1 protein-coding gene is annotated in these 1,467 nt (G+C 47.8%); it reads right to left on the bottom strand.

Annotation, left to right across the window (positions count from 1 at the left end; genetic code table 11):
* Positions 1-216: 216 nt before the first annotated feature.
* Positions 217-1,242: a DUF4062 domain-containing protein gene (locus SJH88_RS19080; RefSeq protein ID WP_274755385.1), complete on the bottom strand. Its 1,026-nt coding sequence runs from the start codon at positions 1,240-1,242 to the stop codon at positions 217-219.
* Positions 1,243-1,467: the final 225 nt, after the last annotated feature.

Genomic DNA, 1,467 nt, shown 5'->3' with positions numbered 1-1,467 from the left:
TGATCAGCATGGCAACTCCTTGGCACGGGATTGCCATGTTGCCAGAACTGCTTGCAGTACCTCTCGGCCATGCAGCAACGGACGCTTGTTTTTAAGCAGCCAATCGTCCGGGACCCGACAACTAGGTTTGACTAATGGCCAAACAATTAGCGGAGCAGGTTGGTGTCTGCTTTACTATCAAGTTAGGCTTAGAAACAAATGAAAGGTGGAGAAAATTTACGCGGCAACTTTATTTGGCTGGCGCCGTTCGGCTCGAACACTGATGAGGTGCTTTTCACCAACTGGTGTTAAACGCCAATAACGTGAATTATCTGCAACTGCGCGCTTCTTGAGGCCAGTAGCAATGTAGCCAAGGGCTTGAAACTGAACGCGAATTTTATCCTCCAGAACGTATGGAAGCACTAGAGAATTTAAACTATTGAAGTCGCGAATAACCTTAGGGATCGAGTGATAGAAAGCGAGCTTGACGCGGGACATCATCTCTTCATCGCTGCACTCGGCAAGCATGTTCGGACCAAAATAAGATAACAGTTTGTCCCATGAACAGGACACCTTTGTTTCTTTTCCGTTTTTATCCTCTGCTGTATGTTTCAGCTTTGGATGGAACTCCACGAGGTCTGCGCCTTGCGCTAGTTCCTCAGTATCCGCTTGCACTGACGTGGGACCTGTTGCTGCTTCTAGCTCAAGTTGTGCAACCTTCGTTCGGAGTTCCTGTAACTCTCGAAGCATTGATTGGCTAGCGGCAAATTTTCCGGGAACCCAGCCAGGCGAAGGGTGGCGCTTGCGTAGTTGCACCAAGCTGCGAGACACCTTGCCACCCAAGTCTTCCGGCGATGTCCAGAATTTGCAGTGCTTTGCCTTCGCTTTCTCTCGGAAGGCGGCAAGTTTGTTTTGCATCGCTTCTGTTTTCTCGATATTGCTCGCCGTTAGTTTGTCTGGAGCTTCATGGATGAAGGCTAGGACTGGCTTAGAAACACTAACGGCGTAGTCGAACTCCATTTCGGTATAGCCGATTCCATCTGGCCCCGCAGAACCATACTTCCCAGCCAATATGAGAAGGTAGTAATCACACCCATCAATAACCTCTTTTATCAGACTCCAAGCGTCTTCATCAGTGGCGGGAAATAGCTCCATTCCTGCGGGAATGCAATCAAGCTCAAGGAGTGCATGTATAACTGCTTTTCGCTCTTCAATAAGATCCTTATAGGTTGAAGAAACAAAAACTTGGTGTTTGACGTCCATGTGATATTCGCAGAATGTTGAGTTTTAAAGCTGAAACCAACTAGATTTGGATAGCGTGCGAAACTTGTGTTTATTTAAACCAAAACTAAAGAAAATTGTAACTTAGGTGTCGGGTCCCGGACGATTGGCTGCTTAAAAACAAGCGTCCGTTGCTGCATGGCCGAGAGGTACTGCAAGCAGTTCTGGCAACATGGCAATCCCGTGCCAAGGAGTTGCCATGCTGAT

The sequence above is a fragment of the Comamonas sp. GCA5 genome (genome assembly GCF_036541385.1).
Lineage (GTDB): Bacteria > Pseudomonadota > Gammaproteobacteria > Burkholderiales > Burkholderiaceae_C > Comamonas > Comamonas aquatica.
The sequence above is the reverse complement of the archived record's forward strand: the minus strand, read 5'-3'. Positions and strand labels throughout refer to the sequence as shown.

Coding starts and splice junctions, on each gene's coding strand:
- SJH88_RS19080 (WP_274755385.1), bottom strand. CDS start 1,242: ATGGACGTCAAACACCAAGTTTTTGTTTCTTCAACCTATAAGGATCTT.